This is a genomic window from Streptomyces sp. NBC_00078, from assembly GCF_026343335.1.
In the GTDB taxonomy this organism is placed as follows: Bacteria; Actinomycetota; Actinomycetes; order Streptomycetales; family Streptomycetaceae; genus Streptomyces.
Window position 1 is genome coordinate 6309759 of sequence record NZ_JAPELX010000001.1, and the last position, 17826, is coordinate 6327584.

General features: G+C 70.4%; 17 protein-coding genes and 2 pseudogenes. 10 read left to right on the top strand and 9 right to left on the bottom strand.

All coding sequences use genetic code 11. From position 1 onward, the window contains the following. Positions 1-20: 20 nt before the first annotated feature. From OOK07_RS29865 to OOK07_RS29880, 4 genes are all read left to right on the top strand, one after another. A complete protein-coding gene (locus tag OOK07_RS29865; protein WP_266799540.1) occupies positions 21-962 on the top strand; it encodes a F0F1 ATP synthase subunit gamma in 942 nt (313 codons plus the stop codon). After that, the gene (gene atpD, locus OOK07_RS29870) at positions 962-2398 is read left to right on the top strand and encodes a F0F1 ATP synthase subunit beta (RefSeq protein WP_266684854.1); all 1437 of its coding nucleotides are present in this window, start codon (positions 962-964) and stop codon (positions 2396-2398) included. Before OOK07_RS29865 ends, atpD begins: the two co-directional genes overlap by 1 nt. Positions 2399-2515: 117 nt before the next feature. After that, positions 2516-2890, top strand: a complete 375-nt coding sequence (locus tag OOK07_RS29875; protein ID WP_266684855.1) for a F0F1 ATP synthase subunit epsilon — start codon at positions 2516-2518, stop codon at positions 2888-2890. Positions 2891-3032: 142 nt separating this feature from the next. Further along, positions 3033-3479, top strand: a complete 447-nt coding sequence (locus OOK07_RS29880) for a DUF2550 domain-containing protein (protein WP_266521618.1) — start codon at positions 3033-3035, stop codon at positions 3477-3479. A 69-nt stretch (positions 3480-3548) separates the two neighbouring features. Here OOK07_RS29880 and OOK07_RS29885 read toward each other — a convergent pair. The 4 genes and pseudogenes from OOK07_RS29885 to OOK07_RS29895 all read right to left on the bottom strand — a co-directional run. Continuing rightward, positions 3549-4364 (bottom strand): annotated as a pseudogene (locus OOK07_RS29885) (glycoside hydrolase family 18 protein); the annotation flags it as partial. 35 nt (positions 4365-4399) lie between these two features. Continuing rightward, positions 4400-4552, bottom strand: a pseudogene (locus tag OOK07_RS43765) (hypothetical protein); the annotation flags it as partial. Positions 4553-4675: 123 nt separating this feature from the next. Then, on the bottom strand, positions 4676-5317 hold the full coding sequence (locus OOK07_RS29890) for a response regulator (protein WP_266799543.1): 642 nt from the start codon (positions 5315-5317) through the stop codon (positions 4676-4678). Continuing rightward, entirely contained in the window at positions 5314-6483 is a 1170-nt protein-coding gene (locus OOK07_RS29895; protein WP_266684857.1) for a sensor histidine kinase, read from the bottom strand. Before OOK07_RS29895 ends, OOK07_RS29890 begins: the two co-directional genes overlap by 4 nt. Before the next feature lie 151 nt (positions 6484-6634). Between OOK07_RS29895 and OOK07_RS29900 the strand changes: the two genes are divergently transcribed. After that, entirely contained in the window at positions 6635-7213 is a 579-nt protein-coding gene (locus OOK07_RS29900; protein WP_266799545.1) for a hypothetical protein, read from the top strand. Positions 7214-7253: 40 nt separating this feature from the next. On the opposite strand, the gene OOK07_RS29905 is transcribed toward OOK07_RS29900, so the two are convergent. Beyond that, positions 7254-7826 carry a cob(I)yrinic acid a,c-diamide adenosyltransferase gene (locus tag OOK07_RS29905; RefSeq protein ID WP_266684859.1) on the bottom strand — a complete coding sequence of 191 codons (573 nt, stop codon included), beginning with the start codon at positions 7824-7826 and terminating at the stop codon, positions 7254-7256. Positions 7827-8277: 451 nt separating this feature from the next. Here OOK07_RS29905 and OOK07_RS29910 point away from each other — a divergent pair, with 451 nt between their 5' ends. The 3 genes from OOK07_RS29910 to OOK07_RS29920 all read left to right on the top strand — a co-directional run bounded on the left by OOK07_RS29910 (position 8278) and on the right by OOK07_RS29920 (position 12475). Continuing rightward, complete coding sequence (locus tag OOK07_RS29910; protein ID WP_266799547.1) at positions 8278-9126, top strand: 3-hydroxyacyl-CoA dehydrogenase family protein; 849 nt, start codon at positions 8278-8280, stop codon at positions 9124-9126. 169 nt (positions 9127-9295) lie between these two features. Then, positions 9296-9619: an STAS domain-containing protein gene (locus tag OOK07_RS29915; RefSeq protein ID WP_266521637.1), complete on the top strand. Its 324-nt coding sequence runs from the start codon at positions 9296-9298 to the stop codon at positions 9617-9619. 267 nt (positions 9620-9886) lie between these two features. Further along, complete coding sequence (locus OOK07_RS29920) at positions 9887-12475, top strand: P-loop NTPase family protein (RefSeq protein WP_266799548.1); 2589 nt, start codon at positions 9887-9889, stop codon at positions 12473-12475. An 84-nt stretch (positions 12476-12559) separates the two neighbouring features. Here the strand turns inward: OOK07_RS29920 and nucS are convergent, their stop codons facing one another. Then, the gene (gene nucS, locus OOK07_RS29925; RefSeq protein WP_266521641.1) at positions 12560-13231 is read right to left on the bottom strand and encodes an endonuclease NucS; all 672 of its coding nucleotides are present in this window, start codon (positions 13229-13231) and stop codon (positions 12560-12562) included. Positions 13232-13508: 277 nt separating this feature from the next. Between nucS and OOK07_RS29930 the strand changes: the two genes are divergently transcribed. Continuing rightward, positions 13509-13901: an SCO5389 family protein gene (locus tag OOK07_RS29930; RefSeq protein ID WP_266684862.1), complete on the top strand. Its 393-nt coding sequence runs from the start codon at positions 13509-13511 to the stop codon at positions 13899-13901. An 82-nt stretch (positions 13902-13983) separates the two neighbouring features. On the opposite strand, the gene OOK07_RS29935 is transcribed toward OOK07_RS29930, so the two are convergent. Beyond that, positions 13984-15012 (bottom strand): LLM class flavin-dependent oxidoreductase, encoded by a 1029-nt coding sequence (locus OOK07_RS29935; RefSeq protein WP_266799550.1) that lies wholly within the window; start codon positions 15010-15012, stop codon positions 13984-13986. 219 nt (positions 15013-15231) lie between these two features. Here OOK07_RS29935 and OOK07_RS29940 point away from each other — a divergent pair, with 219 nt between their 5' ends. Then, entirely contained in the window at positions 15232-15573 is a 342-nt protein-coding gene (locus OOK07_RS29940) for an Rv1322 family protein (protein ID WP_266684864.1), read from the top strand. A 14-nt stretch (positions 15574-15587) separates the two neighbouring features. On the opposite strand, the gene OOK07_RS29945 is transcribed toward OOK07_RS29940, so the two are convergent. Together OOK07_RS29945 and OOK07_RS29950 are read right to left on the bottom strand one after the other, a co-directional pair. Next, entirely contained in the window at positions 15588-16463 is an 876-nt protein-coding gene (locus tag OOK07_RS29945) for an ABC transporter permease (protein ID WP_266684865.1), read from the bottom strand. Then, positions 16460-17704, bottom strand: coding sequence for an ABC transporter ATP-binding protein (locus OOK07_RS29950; protein ID WP_266799552.1), 1245 nt, complete (start codon positions 17702-17704; stop codon positions 16460-16462). The genes OOK07_RS29945 and OOK07_RS29950 overlap by 4 nt, the downstream gene beginning before the upstream one ends. Between the last annotated feature and the right edge of the window lie 122 nt (positions 17705-17826).

The following is a 17826-nucleotide window of genomic DNA, read 5'->3' on the forward strand; positions in this document are numbered from 1 at the left end:
GTAAGGAAGGGACCTGACTCATGGGAGCCCAGCTCCGGGTCTACAAGCGTCGCATCCGATCCGTCACCGCGACCAAGAAGATCACCAAGGCGATGGAGATGATCGCCGCCTCGCGTGTCGTCAAGGCGCAGCGCAAGGTGGCGGCCTCCACGCCGTACGCGACCGAGCTCACCCGCGCGGTCACGGCGGTCGGTACCGGTTCGAACACGAAGCACCCGCTGACCACCCAGGCCGAGACGGTCGCCCGGTCCGCTGTGCTGCTCCTCACGAGCGACCGCGGACTGGCCGGCGCCTTCAACTCCAACGCCATCAAGGTCGCCGAGCAGCTGACGGCGCGCCTTGAGGCGGAGGGCAAGGAGGTCGACACGTACATCGTCGGCCGCCGTGGTCTGGCCCACTACAACTTCCGCGAGCGCAAGGTCGTGGAGTCGTGGTCGGGTTTCACCGACGAGCCCACGTACGCGGACGCCAAGAAGGTCGCGGGTCCGCTGATCGAGGCCATCGAGACCGAGACGGCCGAGGGTGGTGTGGATGAACTCCACATCGTCTTCACCGAGTTCGTGTCGATGATGACGCAGACGGCGCTCGACGACCGCCTGCTGCCGCTCAGCCTCGAAGCTGTGACATCAGCGGCTACCGACGCGGGCGCCAAGGAGGCCGCCCCCAAGGGCGAGATCCTTCCGCTGTACGACTTCGAGCCGTCGGCCGAGGACGTCCTCGACGCCCTGCTGCCGCGCTACGTCGAGAGCCGTATCTACAACGCGCTGCTCCAGTCGGCCGCCTCCAAGCACGCCGCCACGCGCCGTGCGATGAAGTCGGCCACCGACAACGCGGGAGAGCTCATCACCACGCTCTCCCGACTTGCCAACGCGGCCCGCCAGGCCGAAATCACCCAGGAAATCAGCGAGATCGTCGGTGGCTCCGCAGCCCTGGCCGACGCCTCCGCGGGGAGTGACAGGTAATGACGACGACAGTTGAGACGGCCGTTGCCACGGGCCGCGTCGCCCGGGTCATCGGCCCGGTCGTCGACGTGGAATTCCCCGTCGACGCGATGCCGGAGATCTACAACGCGCTTCACGTCGAGGTGGCCGACCCGGCCCAGGACGGCGCGAAGAAGACGCTGACCCTGGAGGTCGCCCAGCATCTGGGTGACGGCCTGGTCCGCACCATCTCGATGCAGCCCACCGACGGCCTGGTCCGCCAGGCCACCGTCACCGACACGGGTACGGGCATCACCGTCCCGGTCGGCGACTTCACCAAGGGCAAGGTGTTCAACACCCTCGGTGAGGTGCTGAACGTCGACGAGCAGTACGAGGGCGAGCGCTGGTCCATCCACCGCAAGGCCCCGCGCTTCGACGAGCTTGAGTCGAAGACCGAGATGTTCGAGACCGGCGTCAAGGTCATCGACCTCCTCACCCCGTACGTCAAGGGTGGAAAGATCGGTCTGTTCGGCGGTGCCGGCGTCGGCAAGACGGTGCTCATCCAGGAGATGATCTACCGCGTCGCCAACAACCACGACGGTGTCTCCGTGTTCGCCGGTGTCGGCGAGCGCACCCGTGAGGGCAACGACCTCATCGAGGAGATGGCCGACTCGGGCGTCATCGACAAGACCGCCCTGGTCTTCGGTCAGATGGACGAGCCCCCGGGCACCCGTCTGCGCGTGGCCCTCGCGGGTCTGACCATGGCGGAGTACTTCCGCGATGTGCAGAAGCAGGACGTGCTGTTCTTCATCGACAACATCTTCCGCTTCACGCAGGCCGGCTCCGAGGTCTCGACCCTGCTCGGCCGTATGCCCTCCGCGGTGGGTTACCAGCCGAACCTGGCCGACGAGATGGGTCTCCTCCAGGAGCGCATCACCTCGACCCGTGGTCACTCGATCACCTCGATGCAGGCGATCTACGTCCCCGCGGACGACCTGACCGACCCGGCCCCGGCCACCACCTTCGCCCACCTCGACGCGACGACGGTTCTGTCCCGTCCGATCTCCGAGAAGGGCATCTACCCGGCCGTGGACCCGCTGGACTCCACGTCCCGGATCCTGGACCCCCGCTACATCGCGGCGGACCACTACAACACCGCGATGCGCGTCAAGACGGTCCTGCAGAAGTACAAGGACCTCCAGGACATCATCGCGATCCTCGGTATCGACGAGCTGGGCGAGGAGGACAAGCTCACCGTCCACCGTGCCCGTCGCGTGGAGCGCTTCCTGTCCCAGAACACCCACGTCGCCAAGCAGTTCACCGGCGTCGACGGGTCGGACGTCCCGCTGGACGAGTCGATCACCGCGTTCAACGCGATCTGCGACGGCGAGTACGACCACTTCCCGGAGCAGGCGTTCTTCCTGTGCGGTGGCATTGAGGACCTCAAGGCCAACGCCAAGGAGCTGGGCGTCTCCTGAACTCGGACCACTGAGTTCGTCTGAGGGGGCGGGGCTCGTCCCGCCCCCTCTTCCACGCCCACTAGACTTGTAACCAACACCCGGCCGAACCGCCGGGTGGTGACCCGAGGAGCCACCTTGGCTGCTGAGCTGCACGTCGCGCTGGTCGCGGCCGACCGAGAGGTCTGGTCCGGCGAGGCCACCCTGGTCGTCGCGCGCACCACGTCCGGCGACATCGGCGTCATGCCCGGTCACCAGCCGCTGCTAGGTGTGCTGGAGTCGGGCCCGGTGACCATCCGTACGAGTGATGGCGGAACCGTCATCGCCGCGGTGCACGGCGGTTTCATCTCGTTCGCGGACGACAAGCTGTCGCTGCTGGCCGAGATCGCCGAGCTGTCCGACGAGATCGACGTCCAGCGCGTGGAGCGCGAGCTCGAGCGCGCCAAGGCGGAGGGCGACGCCGCCGCCGAGCGTCGCGCGGACGTACGACTGCGTGCGGCGACGACGAGCTGAACCCGCGCAGAGCTGTATGACATCACTCAGCCGCGGCCGGCACCGGAGCAATCCGGAGCCGGCCGCGGCTGAGGCAGATATAGATGTTTTTTCCGTTCCGTTACCTATTTTCGGTACCTAGGAGACGAGGAGGTCGGTGTCGATGGTCCTCGCTCTGACTGTGTGCGGAGTCGTTGTCGCCCTTGTGGTGCTGGCGCTGTTCGTCTTCGGCCTGCGCCGCAGACTGATCCAGCGCTCCGGAGGCACCTTCGACTGTTCCCTGCGCTGGGACGTCCCGGAGAAATCCGACACCAACGGAAAAGGCTGGAGCTACGGAGTCGCCCGCTACAACGGCGACCGCATCGAGTGGTACCGCGTCTTCTCCTACGCCTATCGCCCGCGCCGTGTCCTGGAACGCGCCGCCATCGAGGTCGCCGGCCGCCGCCTCCCGGAAGGTGAGGAGGAACTGGCCCTCCTCTCCGACGCGGTCATCCTGACCTGCCTGCACCGGGGCACACGACTGGAACTCGCCATGAGCGACGACGCGCTGACCGGGTTCCTCGCCTGGCTGGAGGCCGCCCCGCCCGGACAGCGAGTGAATGTGGCGTAGCCACGCTCACTCGCTGGGTGGGGGTCCTCCGGACGAAGTCCGCGGGAGCGTCAACGCCGCCTGACAGAGCTACTGCAGGCCGCTGTTGATGGCGCTCACCAGCTCGCCGTTGCCGGTGTCGCCGCTGAACTCCCAGAAGAACGCGCCGCCGAGGCCCTGGGACTTGGCCCAGCTCATCTTTCCGGTGATCGTCGACGGGGTGTCGTACGACCACCAGTTGCTGCCGCAGTGCGCGTAGGCCGTGCCCGCGACGGTGCCGGTGACGGGGCAGGACGTCTTGAGGACCTTGTAGTCCTCGATGCCCTGCTCGTAGGTTCCCGCGGCCGGGCCCGTGGCGGTGCCGCCGGGGGCGTCCTGGGTGACGCCCGTCCAGCCGCGGCCGTAGAAGCCGATGCCGATGAGCAGCTTGCTCGCGGGGACGCCCTTCGCCTTGTACTTGGCGATCGCGTCGGCCGTGGTGAAGCCGGGCGTCGGGATGCCCGCGTAGGAGGTGAGCGGGGAGTGCGGGGCGGTCGGTCCGTCCGCGTCGAAGGCGCCGAAGAAGTCGTACGTCATCACGTTGTACCAGTCGACGTACTGGGCGGCGCCCGCGTAGTCCGCGGCGTCGATCTTGCCGCCGGAGGTGCCGTCGGCCGTGGTGGCGGCGGTGACCAGGTTGTTTGCGCCGAACTTGGCGCGCACGGCCTGCATCAGATTCTTGTAGGCCGCCGCCCCGCTGGTGTCGCAGCTCAGGCCGCAGGCGTTCGGGTACTCCCAGTCGATGTCGATGCCGTCGAAGACGTCGGCCCAGCGCGGGTCCTCGACCAGGTCGTAGCAGGACTGCGCGAAGGCCGCCGGGTTCTTGGCCGCCTCGCCGAAGCCGCCCGACCAGGTCCAGCCCAGGAACTGACGGCGGTGGTGCCGGTGTTCTTCACCGTCCACCTGCCTTCGAAGCCGGTGCCCCAGTCCTGGGTCTTGGCGTAGGTCGCCGTCGCGGTGGCCGCGGCCTGGGCGGGGCTCGCGAGGCCGACCAGACCGGCCAGCGGGAGCAGCAGGGTCGCGAAGCCTGCCGCGGCTCTGTGTCTGAAGCGCATGGTGCGCCTCCTCTTTTCAAGAAGCGGTGGGGCGCGACTGAGCCTTCACGCCCACGGTGCCGCGAGAATAGAAAGGTCTGGACCATCGGTCAAGAGGTCTGGACCACTAGCCTTCGGGCCCGCTCAGATCCCCAATTCCTGCGCCAGTACGGCCGCTTGGACCCGGCTGCGCAGTTCCAGCTTCCCGAGAAGACGGCTGACGTGCGTCTTCACCGTCGCCTCCGCCATGTCGAGACGGGCGGCGATCTCGGCGTTGGACAGGCCCTCGCCGAGGCGGGACAGCACCTCGCGTTCGCGGCGGGTGAGACCGTCGAGGACGGCCGGGTCCGCAGTCGGTTCGCGTACGGGCCTGGCGGCGAACTCGGCGATCAGCCGGCGGGTGACGGCCGGAGCGATCAGACCCTCGCCGCGCGCGACGGTCCGTACCGCCTCCAACAGGTCCCTCGCGGCGGTGTTCTTGAGCAGGAATCCGGCGGCGCCCGCGCGCAGCGCCCCGAAGACGTACTCGTCGAGGTCGAAGGTGGTGAGGACGAGGACGTCGGCCAGGTCCTCGGCGACCACCTGCCGGGTCGCCGACACGCCGTCCAGTCGCGGCATCTGAATGTCCATCAGAACCAGGTCAGGGCTCAACTCCCTTGCCAGGGACACCGCCTGCTCGCCGTCCGCCGCCTCGCCCACCACCTCGATGTCGGGCGCGCTGCCCAGGATGAGGACGAGCCCGGCACGGACGGCGGACTGGTCCTCGGCGACCACGACGCGGATCATTCTGGGTCTCCTCCGGTCACGGGAAGCGTGGCGTGCACGGCCCACCGCGCGCTGTCGGGACCGGCCTCGAACGTGCCGCCCAGCAGCGCGGCCCGCTCCCTCATTCCCACCAGTCCGGCGCCCGAACCGGGGGCCCGCGGGCCGTCCCGGTGACCGTACGGGCTGGTCACGCGGACATCGAGCACGCCGTCGCACTGGACGAGGGCCACGGTGACCCGGCCCGGGAAGGCGTGTTTGAGGGCGTTGGTCAGGGACTCCTGGACGATGCGGTAGGCGGCGAGTTCGACGGGGGCGGGGACCTGGCCGTGGTCGGTGTCCAGGCGCACGTCGAGGCCGTTGGCCCGGGCGCCGTCGACGAGCGCGCCGATCCCGTCCAGCGTGGGCACGGCGGCCGGCACGCTGTCGCCGCCGTCCCGGAGCAGCCCGATGAGCCGCCGCATCTCGGCGAGCCCGGCCACGCTGTTCTCCCGGATCACCGACAGGGCGTCCTTCGAGGTCCCCGGTCTGTCGATCGACAGGGCGGCCGTGGAGTGGATGGCGATCGCGGAGAGATGATTGGCCACCATGTCGTGCAGTTCCCGGGCCATCCGCGCACGCTCGGCCAGGACCGCCTGGGTGCGGTCCATCTCGGCGAGCAGCGCGGTCTGTTCGGCGCGCAGCCGGGCGGCGTCGGCCGCGTCGCGGTGGTCGCGGACGATCCAGCCGGTGGCCGCGGGCCCGAACGCGACGATGCCGATCACCACGCCGATCAGCAGCGCCTGCGGCACGCGCCACACCGCGAACGGCACGAGCGCCCCGGCCGCCGTGAGCAGCCCGGTGATCCAGGGGATGCGGCGGGCCGAGGCGGGCGGGCCGTACAGGACGGCGGCGTACACGAGGTCGGTGAACATCAGGATCGTGGCCAGGTTGCCCTGGGTCACGATGTCGGCGCAGATCGCGGCCGTCCCGGCCAGCAGGGCCGTGCGCGGGGCGGCCCGGCGCAGCAGCTCGCAGCAGGCCATGACGACGAGCGGCGGCAGGACCGGCCAGGGCCCGTCGAGGAGCGTGATCGGATCGCCGGGGCCGCGGCTGCTGAGGCCGATGCCCACCAGCAGCAGACCACCGAGCAGCCCGCCGACGGCGACGTACACGTCGAAGCGGTGCGGGCGGGGGAGTCGTACGGCCATGGCTCCATCCAACACGCACCGCACGCCACGCACCTGATCCCCGGGGAGGGGCCGGCGCTGCATCTTTCGATGTACCGCGACCTCGTCACCGGTGACGACGAAGACGTCCCGTCCGGCCGGGAGCCTGGAAGGACGAGGGAAGGAGCGGGTCGTGATCGTCGGGCTGATCGTCGCGTGCGAGGTCGGGTTCTGGGTGCTGCTGGCGGCCGGGCTGGCCGTCCGCTATCTGCTGAAGTGGCGGCGCACCAGCGTGGCGCTGCTGTGGTGCGAGCCGGTGCTGGAGGCCGTCCTGTTCGTGGTGACGACGATGGACCTCGGAAACGGCGCCGAACCGAGCTGGGAACACGGCCTCGCCGCGCTCTACGTCGGCTGCACCGTGGCGTACGGCCCCTACACGATCCGCCGGCTGGACGGTCACGCGGCCCACCGTCTGGCAGGCGCCCCGCGTCCGCCCCGGCCGCCGCGCTACGGCATGGCACGCGCCCGCCACGAGGGCGCCCTGTGGCTGCGCACCCTCCTCGCGGCCGTGGTCGCCTGCGCCCTGCTCCAGGCCGCGATCCGGTACGTCGGCGACGGCGACACCTCGACGCTGCGCAGCTTCCAGTGGGCGTCGCTGCGGGCCCTTGGCATCCACGGGCTGATCGCACTCACGTATCTGATCTGGCCCAAGAAGCAGCCGCAGGCCCCTGCCGCCCGCCCGGAGCAGGACCGTGCGCCGAGCGGACGATGAGCAGGGGAGGGGCAGGGAAGGCGGCGGGGAGCGCTGTGGCTCAGCGCTCCCCTCCCGGCACCCACAGGACGTCGCCGGTGTCCTTGTTGGCGGTGCGGGCCAGAATGAACAGCAGGTCGGAGAGCCGGTTGAGGTAGGTCGCGGTCAGCGGGTTCATCAGCTCGCCGTGCACCTCCAGCGCCGCCCACGTGGAGCGCTCGGCCCGGCGTACGACCGTGCAGGCCTGGTGGAGCAGGGCCGCGCCCGCGGTGCCGCCAGGCAGGATGAAGGACCGCAGCTTCTCCAGCCGTTCGTTGAAACGGTCGCAGTCCGCCTCCAGCTTGTCGATGTAGAACTGCTCGACCCGCAGCGGCGGGAACTCGGGCTTCTCCACCACCGGCGTCGACAGGTCCGCACCCACGTCGAACAGGTCGTTCTGGACGCGGGTGAGGACCTCGACGACCTCCTCGTCCAGGCCGCCCAGTGCGATCGCCGTGCCGATCACCGCGTTCGCCTCGTTGGCGTCGGCGTAGGCGGAGATCCGCAGATCGGTCTTGGCGACCCGGCTCATGTCGCCGAGGGCGGTGGTGCCCCGGTCGCCGGTCCTGGTGTAGATGCGCGTCAGATTGACCATGTGGCCAGCGTAGTTACGCTCCGGCCGTCCGGAACCCGCCTGTGCCCACTGTCACGGCCCGCGCCGTGGGGGCCCGGGGCCCGCCGGGTGAGCGTCGGCAGCTCAGCAGGAGGGCCTTCCGGCCAGTCTCGAACAGGTCCTGCGCGAGGAGAGCGGCGCCGCCGCCGACGATGGGATGCCGCACCTGATCACGGGTCAGCTCGGCCGGGCGCAATCGGCGCAAACGGTCACGAGAGGTACTCCTCGTCCTCGACGGCATCGACGAGCTGTTGGGCGTGAAGGTGCCCAACTAGGCCGTCCGAGGCACGGAATGACCGGCGCCGGTGTGATGTCCGTCAGATGAGACGTGACGCGCATTACTTACCGGTCACACAGCACCGGCCGAGCGCTAAGGTCCGCCGAAGAGGCAACCTGAAAAGGGTGTAAGGCGTTTCAAAGGGGAGTCGTAACTGTGGCACGGAAGCTTGCCGTCATCGGCGCCGGCTTGATGGGTTCCGGTATCGCCCAGGTCTCCGCCCAGGCGGGCTGGGACGTCGTTCTGCGGGATGTCACCGACGCAGCGCTCACGCGTGGCACCGACGGCATCAAGGCCTCGTACGACAAGTTCGTCAGCAAGGGGAAGCTGGAGGCGCACGACGCCGACGCCGCCCTCGGCCGCATCACCGCGACCACCGACCTCGACGCCGCAGCCGACGCGGACGTGGTCGTGGAGGCCGTCTTCGAGAAGCTGGAGGTGAAGCACGAGATCTTCCGCGCGCTCGACAAGATCGTGCGCCCGGACACCGTGCTCGCCTCCAACACCTCCGCGATCCCGATCACCAAGATCGCGGCGGCCACCGCGCACCCCGAGCGGGTCGTCGGCGTCCACTTCTTCTCGCCGGTGCCGATGATGCAGCTCGTCGAACTCGTCCGCGGCTACAAGACGAGCGACGAAACCCTCGCCACCGCGCGGGAGTTCGCCGAGTCGGTCGGCAAGACCTGCATCGTCGTCAACCGCGACGTCGCCGGCTTCGTGACGACCCGTCTCATCTCGGCGCTCGTCGTCGAGGCGACCAAGCTGTACGAGTCGGGCGTGGCGAGCGCCGAGGACATCGACCTCGCCTGCAAGCTCGGCTTCGGTCACGCGATGGGCCCGCTGGCCACGGCGGACCTGACCGGCGTCGACATCCTGCTGCACGCCACCGGCAACATCTACACCGAGTCGCAGGACGAGAAGTTCGCACCGCCCGAGCTGATGCGCCGGATGGTTGACGCCGGTGACATCGGACGCAAGAGCGGGCAGGGCTTCTACACGTACTGAAACACCAGTACGTACAGCCACTGACATCGCACAGACCTCGCGAGTATCACCCGCGGGGGTGAATTCGGTATCGGTTCGCTTACAGACGGCAACCTCGTCGCCGCTGAAGCAGTCAGACGTTGCACAGCCACCGTCACGGAGTACGCCACCGCACTCTCGGGGAGCGCATATGTACATCAGGGGCGACCACGCCGAGCTGGTCGTCGGGGGCCGCCTCGACGTCCGCAGCGCGGCGGACGCCCGTACGGTCCTGCACTCGGCCGTCGACGACGGAGTCGGCGACCTGGTGCTGGACCTGTCCGGACTGGACTCCTGGGACGCCACCGGGCTCGGGGTGATCATGGGTGTCCACCGGCGGGCCGGCCGCTGCGGCCGGCGTCTGGTGCTGCGCGAGGTGCCGCCACAGATGCAGCGTCTGCTGGTGGCCACCCGACTGCACCGGATCCTGGCGATCGAGGGTGGCATCGGCGTGGAGTCACTGCCTCGCGTGTGACCCCTTCGAACGGATGTGAACCGGGAGGCGGGGGAGTCCCGGCGCAGGTCCGCGCGGCAGTCGTCGCGCGCGATCCTCACGAGACTGTGACGTCTCGCACGGCGCGGTACCCCGGGCTGTCGTAGATACTGAGCGAAGGTTTAAGGTTCGGTCGCCCGCTGCCTGACATCCCTGCAAGCGGGTCCGGACCAGAAGCGACAGCGCGGTGTGCAGCAAGGCCGGGAGGGGCTCAAGGCACACACGACGCTTTTGGGGGGCTTGAAACCTATGGACCCGAACAGCCGGGGACCCGAGGAGTACGGCCACGACGATGGGGGCACCTCCCGCTCGAGTGCATTCGAGAGCGCGGGCGGCAGCTCATCACGCCAGCGCCCGCCCAGGGACCCCCTCACGCCGGACTTCGGCCAGCACACGCCCGCACTGGCGCGCACGGTGCAACTCGTCACGGGCGACTACCTCCTCACCGTCAACCCCGTCGACGGCAGCGAGATAGAGGCCTGCCCGCCGGGCGAGCGCCCGGGGCGGCCCGAGAAGTACACGGCGGCCGAGCGGGCCGAGGTGGACCGCACGGCCGGGCCGCCCGTTCCGCCGGGCCCGGCCCAGCCGTCGCTGCCGCTCCTGGCGCGCCAGGAGGAGCGCGAGCGCCTGGTGCGGCTCCTGGCCCGCGGCCGGTCCGTTCGCCTCACCGGCCCCGCAGGCTCCGGCCGCACCAGCCTCCTCGACCTCGTCGCCGAGGACTGCGAGGACCTCGCCCCCGACGGCGTCGTCCGCCTGAGCGGCTTCCACCGCACGGCGAACGACCTGCTCCACGACCTCTTCTACGCCGTCTACAACGCACCCCTGCACCGTCCGGAACAGGACGAACTGCTCGCGCTGGTCCGTGACATCGGCGCGGTCGTCGTCCTGGACGACGTCGAGTTCGGCGGCGCAGGACTGGACGAGCTGCTCGACGCGACGCCCGAGTGCGCCTTCGTGATCGGCACGACGCCCGACGTGCCCGCGCCCTCCGCCGACTCCGCCCTCGAAGAGGTCTTCCTCGGCGGTCTCGACCGCGCGGGCGGCGTGGAGCTCATCGAGCGAGCCGTCGGCCGTGTCCTCACCGAGGAGGAGGCCAACTGGGCCGGCGACCTCTGGTTCGAGTCCGAGGGCCTGCCCCTGCGCTTCGTCCAGGCCGGTGCCCTGCTGCGCCAGCGCGACGAGCAGCGCTCCCGGGCCGACGCCGTCGACGAGTTCGGCGTCTTCCAGGACGCGATTCCCGCCGACGCCCCCTTCGACACACGGCTCGACGCGCCCCTCGACAGCGAGGACGGCGCAGGCGTGCCCCTGCCGTCCCTCGGCGAGGCCGCGGCCCCCGCTCCGCTGCTGGCCTCGCGGCTCAGCGAATCGGGGCGTGCCACCCTGCGGTTCGCCGTCGCGCTCGGCGGCGAGGTGCCGCACCGGGCCCATCTGCCCGCGCTGGTCGGAGACACCCACGCCGACGCCGCCCTCGGCGAACTGGCGTCCTGCGGTCTGGTCTCCCCGGTCGGCTCCCGCTACCGGCTCGCGGCCGGGGTCCTCACCCAGCTCGTGGCCGCCGGATACGTCGACGACGCCGACGCGCGGGCCCTGTCCGCAGCCCAGCACTACGCCTGGTGGGCCGGGCACCCGTCGGTCACCCCGGAGCGCGTGTGCGCCGAGGCCGACGCCCTGCTCGCCGCTCTCGGCGTCCTGGTGCCGGGCACGACGGCGCCGGCCGAGGGCGAGGAGAGCGTCACCGTGCAGCTGGCCCGCACGGCGGCGCCGGCCTTCGCCGCGGGTCTGCACTGGAGCGCCTGGGAGCGGACGCTGCGGTTCGGTGCCGAGGCCTCCCGGCTCGCCGGCGAGGTGTCCGAACAGGCCTACTTCCACCACGAGCTGGGCATCCTGGCGCTCTGCGGCGGACAGCTCGACCGGGCCCGCGCCGAGCTGGAGGCCTCCATCGGCCTGCGCGGCGCACTCGCCGACAAGCGTGGCACCGTGGCGGGCCGCCGCGCCCTGGCTCTGGTCGCCGACCGCTCCGGCACGACGCCGGGGCTGGGCTCGACGGCGGGCGAGGAGGTCCCGCACGCGCGCTACGAGGAGTCGCAGTCGCCGCCCCGGGGAATCCCCGCCGCGCTTCCGGGCGTGCCGCCGCCCGGTGAAGCCTCGACGCTGGTCGTCCACCGAGGCATGTCCGGTCCGGCGCCCAAGCCCCACCGGGCCGGCATCCGGGGCCTGGCCCGGCGCAACCTCGTCGCGGTCGGCGCGGGTGCGCTGCTCGCAGCCGTGCTCGGCACGGTCGTGACGCTCGGCGCGACCTCGAACAACGATGCCAACAACCCGTCCGAGAAGGTCGGCGTCAACCCGTCCGCCAGCCAGGGCGCCGACGACGGCAGCCTGGCCGCCGACAAGCCGAAGAGCGGCAACGGCGACACCGGCGCCGCGACGAGCCGCCCGACGGACCCGGGCCCCGACGGCACGTACGGCACCTCCGACGATCCGACGCCGCCGTCCGACACCCAGCGGCCGTCGGACGACCCGAGCGGCACGAAGGGTTCGGGAGGCGGTTCGTCGCACTCGCCGTCCAAGTCGCCGACGACGAAGCCGTCCACCTCGGGGACGCCGACCAAGACGCCGACGACTCCTGCGACCACGCCGTCGTCTACGCCGCCGACGTCGCCGACGACGACGCCCCCTCCGACCGACCCGCCCTCGACGAGCCCGTCCACCTCCAACTCGGCCAGCGGACCGGCGTCCAGTGCCCCCGCGTCCTCCAGCGCCCCGGCCCAGACGAGCAGTTCCGCGAGCGCGCCGACGAGCAGTGCGGGAACGCCCAGTGGTTCCGGCGCGGTGATCTGAGGCTCCGCGCAGACGGCGAGGGCCGGATCCGTCTCACGGACCCGGCCCTCGCCGTCGTAGAACCGCCTTCTTGGCCGCTGTCCCTCAGAACAGCCGGAGCTTGTCGTCCTCGATGCCCCTCATGGCGTTGTAGTCCAGCACCGTGCATCCGATGCCGCGGTCCGTCGCGAGGACACGGGCCTGGGGCTTGATCTCCTGGGCCGCGAAGACGCCGCGGACCGGGGCGAGATGGGGATCGCGGTTCAGCAGCTCCAGGTAGCGGGTGAGCTGCTCCACGCCGTCGATCTCGCCGCGCCGCTTGATCTCGACCGCGACGGTCCGCCCCTCGGCGTCCCGGCACAGGATGTCGACCGGGCCGATGGCCGTCATGTACTCGCGGCGGATGAGCGTGTAGCCGTCGCCGAGGGTCTCGATGCGGTCGGCGAGCAGCTCCTGAAGGTGTGCTTCCACGCCGTCCTTGATCAGGCCAGGATCCACGCCCAGTTCGTGCGAGGAGTCGTGGAGGACTTCCTCCATCGTGATGATCAGCTTCTCGCCCGCCTTGTTGATGACGGTCCACACGCCGTCCTCGTCGCCGGAACCCTCCTTGAGGGTGCAGGGCGGCGACATCCAGTTCAGGGGCTTGTAGGCGCGGTCGTCCGCATGGATCGACACGCTGCCGTCCGCCTTCACCAGGATCAGGCGGGGCGCCGAGGGGAGATGGGCGGTGAGCCGGCCCGCGTAGTCGACGGAGCATCGGGCAATGACGAGACGCATGGTCGGCAACGCTACTCGACGGGTGCGGGTCGACGCGATTCGCGTCGGCAGAGCGCCCCTGTTGTCCCGGAAGACCCGAGACAACCCTTGTTCATTTGTGGCTGATTGTGCGCCTAATGAGGGCTCTCCATGTACGCATTTTTGTGGTGCGGTCACCGTCCGTTGCTTACCGTAGAAACGGGAGGTCGCGAGTCGGGTACTGAGCGTGTTCGGTATCGCGAACTCCCTTATCTGTCCGGCAACCCCTGTCGACCACGGGGGTGCGAGAGGAGAACCCATGTCGCTCGACGTCTCACCGGCCCTACTCGAAAAGGCCGAGCGAGGCGAGGTCGACGAAGCCGAATTCGTCGACTGCGTCCGGACCTCCCTGCCCTACGCATGGGAGATGATCAGCTCCCTGGTGGCCCAGCTGAAGGTCGACGGCGGCAACTTCGCCGACAACCAGACGCCCCCGCCGGACGAGCAGGCACGCGGACAACTGCTGCGTGCGCTCGCGAGCGACGCCATACGCGGCGCGCTGCAAAGGCACTTCGGTGTGCGGCTGGCCTTCCAGAACTGCCACCGCGTGGCGGTGTTCCCGCTGGACGCCTCGGTCGACGAGACGCTGGCCCGCTTCGCCTCGGTCCGCAGTCAGCTGCTCAACCAGTCCCCGGAGTTCCGGGACTGCTGAGAGGCAGGCCGCTTGCTTGCCGCTCCGTACGCGGGAGGTGTGTCAGTACTGGGGCGGCAAGCTCCTTGCAGTGCAGGCCCGTTCAACCGAGGTGCGGGAGCACCTCGGCACCCAGCCGCCGTAGATTCTCCTCGGTGGCCGCCAGGTCTCCCGAGCCCTCGACGAGCAGCGCGAAGCGGGAGATGCCGGTCCGCTCGCTGGTCGCCGCGAGCCGGTCGGCGCACAGGCGCGGGGTGCCCACCGGGTGCAGTCCGCAGAGCAGTTCGGTGTAGGCCAGCGGACCGCGCATCTGCCGCGTCCGGCCGTCCACCGTGACATGCGCCTCCAGCCCCTGCTTCAGCCAGCCCGGCATCGCCTTCGTCAGGGCCTCCACCGCGTCCGTACGCCGGTCCGCGATCTGGCAGATGCCGGCCGAGACATGGGCCGCGCCGAGGATCTCGTCCGCCGGATGCCCGGCGGCGCGCGCCAGCTGCCGCCACAGGGCGACCATCTCGGCCTTCTCCTCGTCGCCCACATGCATCCCGAGGAGCATCGGCAGCCCGCGCTCGGCGGCCGTCCGTACGCTCGACGGCGAGGTGCACGCGACGACGACCTCGGGGCCCGCCGTGTCCGTGAGGGACTCCGACGGCCTTGGTACGACGGGGACTTCACGGAAGGCGAAGCGGTCCCCGGCCGCCCCGACCGACGGCTCGCGCAGCCAGCGAACCAGCAGATCGAGTGATTCCGGGAACCCCTTCTCGTACGCCTCGATGCCTGACCCGAACACCTCCAGGTCGACCCACGGGCCGCCGCGCCCCACGCCCAGCGAGAAGCGCCCGCCGGAGGTGATGTGCAGCAGCGCGGCCTGCTCGCCGACCGACACCGGGTGGGCGGTGGGCAGCACGGTCACCGCCGTGCCGACCCGGATCCGGCGGGTGCGGCCGAGCAGTAACGCCGCCAGGGTGATCGCCGACGGACAGGTCCCGTAGGGCACGAAGTGGTGCTCGGCCAGCCAGACCGAGTCCAGACCGGCTTCTTCGGCGACCTCGGCCGAACGGACCGCGCGGTGCAGCGCCTCCCCCTGGCCCTGCCCCGGGAACTGGGCCGCCAACACGAAACTTCCTACGTGCATCGCTTTTCCTGCTTCCTTGGCCCCGACACGGAGCTCCCCCACCCGCATAACCGTCTGACACGTGCCGAGGACACGGCCTGGCGAAGGGATTTGCGGATTGTCTGCAGAATGGGCGCGCTCGCGGCGGCCGGCGGCGCCCGGTCCTCTACGCGTACCCCTGTCCGCGCCCCGTAGGCTGGACAGGACCCGTGCTTCCTGTATAGCCCCGTGAGGTGTCCCGTGTCCCCGCGTCGCAACCGACCCAAGGGAGCCGACCCGTCGGTCTCGTCCGGCCGGAGCGCCGAGGACGACCGCCCCGGCCGCTACGGCGGCTGGCAGTCGACGGAGAGCTGGCAGGGCGAGGAGTGGAGCGTGCGGCACGTCGCGGGCGCCAGCGCGCAGGGCAAGACCTACCGCTGCCCCGGCTGCGAACAGATGATCCCCTCCGGCGTACCGCATGTCGTGGCCTGGCCGGAGCACTCGGGCGTCGACGAGCGCCGTCACTGGCACAAGGCGTGCTGGAACGCGAAGGACCGCCGCACCACGCGGGTGCAGCGGTCCCGTAACGCGCCGAAGTTCTGACCCCGGGCCAGAGGCTAGACGTCGCGCTTCTGCAGCAGCACGAACGCGCCGGCGAACGCGGCGGCGGTCACTCCCAGGGCGATCCACACCGGGTCCCAGCCGGTCGGGCCCGAGTTGCTGAGCGACGTGGTGTAGAAGGCGCCGAGCTGGCTCGGGATCGAGTAGTCGAACAGTGCCTGGCGCACGTCCTCCAGCGCCGACGAGAACATGAACAGCGCGATCACCAGGGGCGCCAGCACGAGGCCGATCATGAGGGTGATGGCGCCCGCCGAGTGGCGGATGATCGAGCCGACGACGAGTGAGAACAGGCCGAGCAGCGCGATGTAGAGCGAGATGCCGAGTGTGCCCTTCAGCCACTCACTGCCCGACGGCTCCTTGGCGCCGTCCAGCATGCCCACGTCCGCGAGGGCGACAAGGAGCACCGACACGAACGTGACGGTGAACGCCACCGAGAAGAACACGATCGCCTTCGCCGCCAGCACCCGTCCCCGGGAGGGGCATGCGGTCATCGTCGTCCGGATCATGCCGGTGCCGTACTCCGATGCCGTGGTCAGCACGCCGAGCGTGATGATGCACATGCTGCCCAGGAGCAGCCCGAAGACACCGAAGGACAGCGGGTTGTCGCCGGACAGATCGGCCTCGCCCGCGTTGGCGGAGACCAGCGCTGCCACCAGTACTCCGATGCCGACGACGAGCAGCACGAACACGCCGAGCGTCCATGTCGTGGAGCGCACCGACCTGATCTTCGTCCACTCCGAGGCGATCACGTGCCCGAGGTGCGTGCGCACGACGGGGATCGGCGAGGTGTAGGTGGGGTACGGCGAACCGGGCGCGGCCGCCTGCCAGTCGGGTGCGGCGGCCTGCGGCATCGGGGGCTGGGGCGTGCTCATCGGGCGTCCTCGGGCTTGGTCAGGTCGGCGGGGGCGGCGACAGGGGCCTGGGGCGCCTGGGGCGCCGACTGGGCGTACGGGTTGGCCGGGCCCGCCGCGGGGGCGCCGGGGGCACCGTAGGGGCCCGCCGAGGGCTGCCCGGAGCCGTACGGGCCGGCGGGCGCCGCGCCCTGCGGACCCGGGGCGCCCTGCGGCATCGCGAAGGCCTGGCCGCTCTGCTGGGGCGGCGGCGGGGCGTACCAGTCGGGCTGGCCCTGCCCCGGCACCGGCATCGGCGGCTGCACGCCGGGCGGCAGCGGCTGCATCAGCCCGGCCTTCTGGTCGATGGTCGAGCGGTAGTCGACGGCTCCCTGCGTCATCCGCATGTACGCCTCCTCCAGCGAGGCCTGGTGCGGCGACAGCTCCCACAGGCGTACGTCGCTGTCGTGCGCGATGTCGCTGATGCGGGGGAGCGGCAGTCCCGTGATCCGCAGGGCGCCGTCCTGCTCCGGCAGTACGTGCCCGCCCGCCTCGGTGAGCGCGGACGTCAGCTTCTCGCGCAGCTGCGGCTCGGTGTCCGGCGTGCGCACGCGCGCGAAGTCGGCCGAGTTCGCCGAGATGAAGTCCTTGACGCTCATGTCGGCCAGCAGCTGACCGCGGCCGATCACGATGAGGTGGTCGGCGGTCAGCGCCATCTCGCTCATGAGGTGGGAGGAGACGAAGACGGTACGGCCCTCCGCCGCGAGCGACTTCATGAGGTTGCGCACCCAGTGAATGCCCTCGGGGTCGAGGCCGTTGACCGGCTCGTCGAACAGCAGCACCTGCGGGTCGCCGAGGAGCGCGGCGGCGATGCCCAGGCGCTGCCCCATGCCGAGGGAGAAGCCCTTGGAGCGCTTCCTGGCCACATCCTGGAGCCCGACCACGCCCAGTACCTCGTCGACCCTGCGCGCCGGGATCCCGGACAGCTGGGCCAGGCACAGCAGGTGGTTGCGGGCCGACCGCCCGCCGTGCACGGCCTTGGCGTCGAGCAGGGCGCCCACCTGGCGGGGAGCGTTGGGGAGCCTGGGGTACGGGTATCCGCCGATCGTCACCTGCCCCGCGGTGGGGTTGTCCAGGCCGAGGATCATGCGCATCGTCGTCGACTTGCCGGAGCCGTTGGGTCCGAGGAAGCCGGTGACGGCGCCGGGCCGCACCTGGAAGGAAAGGTTGTACACGGCGGTCTTGTCGCCGTAGCGCTTGGTCAGGCCGACAGCCTCGATCATGCTCCGCACCCATCGAAAGGATCAGGACAGCAGGGCACACGCCCCCGTAAGGGTTAGGAGGATATCGAGGCGCTGACGGTTCCGCTCAAGAGGAAGTAAAAGAGCTGCTCCCGCTCACGTCT

Coding starts and splice junctions, on each gene's coding strand:
- atpD (WP_266684854.1), top strand. CDS start 962: ATGACGACGACAGTTGAGACGGCCGTTGCCACGGGCCGCGTCGCCCGG.
- OOK07_RS29880 (WP_266521618.1), top strand. CDS start 3,033: ATGGTCCTCGCTCTGACTGTGTGCGGAGTCGTTGTCGCCCTTGTGGTG.
- OOK07_RS29950 (WP_266799552.1), bottom strand. CDS start 17,704: ATGATCGAGGCTGTCGGCCTGACCAAGCGCTACGGCGACAAGACCGCC.
- OOK07_RS29865 (WP_266799540.1), top strand. CDS start 21: ATGGGAGCCCAGCTCCGGGTCTACAAGCGTCGCATCCGATCCGTCACC.
- OOK07_RS29935 (WP_266799550.1), bottom strand. CDS start 15,012: ATGCACGTAGGAAGTTTCGTGTTGGCGGCCCAGTTCCCGGGGCAGGGC.
- nucS (WP_266521641.1), bottom strand. CDS start 13,231: ATGCGTCTCGTCATTGCCCGATGCTCCGTCGACTACGCGGGCCGGCTC.
- OOK07_RS29905 (WP_266684859.1), bottom strand. CDS start 7,826: ATGGTCAATCTGACGCGCATCTACACCAGGACCGGCGACCGGGGCACC.
- OOK07_RS29915 (WP_266521637.1), top strand. CDS start 9,296: ATGTACATCAGGGGCGACCACGCCGAGCTGGTCGTCGGGGGCCGCCTC.
- OOK07_RS29890 (WP_266799543.1), bottom strand. CDS start 5,317: ATGATCCGCGTCGTGGTCGCCGAGGACCAGTCCGCCGTCCGTGCCGGG.
- OOK07_RS29920 (WP_266799548.1), top strand. CDS start 9,887: ATGGACCCGAACAGCCGGGGACCCGAGGAGTACGGCCACGACGATGGG.
- OOK07_RS29895 (WP_266684857.1), bottom strand. CDS start 6,483: ATGGCCGTACGACTCCCCCGCCCGCACCGCTTCGACGTGTACGTCGCC.
- OOK07_RS29930 (WP_266684862.1), top strand. CDS start 13,509: ATGTCGCTCGACGTCTCACCGGCCCTACTCGAAAAGGCCGAGCGAGGC.
- OOK07_RS29945 (WP_266684865.1), bottom strand. CDS start 16,463: ATGAGCACGCCCCAGCCCCCGATGCCGCAGGCCGCCGCACCCGACTGG.